1 protein-coding gene is annotated in these 512 nt (G+C 46.3%); it reads left to right on the top strand.

Features of this window, described 5'->3' with window-relative positions; translation table 11 throughout:
* A partial coding sequence (locus tag DKT72_RS17950) for a T9SS type B sorting domain-containing protein (RefSeq protein ID WP_162623380.1) occupies positions 1–512 on the top strand: 512 nt, incomplete at both ends.

Below are 512 nucleotides of genomic sequence, written 5' to 3'. Positions count from 1 at the left end.
CTCCCGATGACCAGGATGCTTTTCCATTGGATTCAAGTGAGGATACCGATACGGATGGTGATGGCATAGGTGATAATATAGATACGGATATCGATGGCGACGGTACACCGAATGATGAGGATGCCTTTCCGTACGACCCGACCGAGGATACCGATACAGATGGCGATGGCATAGGAGACAATGCGGATCCAGATGATGACAACGATGGCATTTTCGATGTCGATGATGATTTCCCTAAAGATACCCAACCATCCTTGGTTCCGGCAGAAGCCTTTACCCCAGATGGTAACGGTATAAACGATACGTGGGTGATCCCAGGGATAAACAATTACCCGAATTCTTTGGTAAAGGTTTACAATAGATGGGGTCATGAGGTTTATGCAGCCAAAGGGTACAGGAATGATTGGGACGGTACCTATAAGTCCAATTCGGAAAAACTGCCTCCGGGATCCTATCTATATGTGATTGATCTAGGGAATGGCATGGCCTTATTGAAAGGTTGGATATTCATC

It is taken from the genome of Confluentibacter sediminis (assembly GCF_003258355.1).
Lineage (GTDB): Bacteria > Bacteroidota > Bacteroidia > Flavobacteriales > Flavobacteriaceae > Confluentibacter > Confluentibacter sediminis.
Note: the sequence above shows the minus strand (reverse complement) of the source record. Positions and strands in the feature narration are given on the sequence as shown.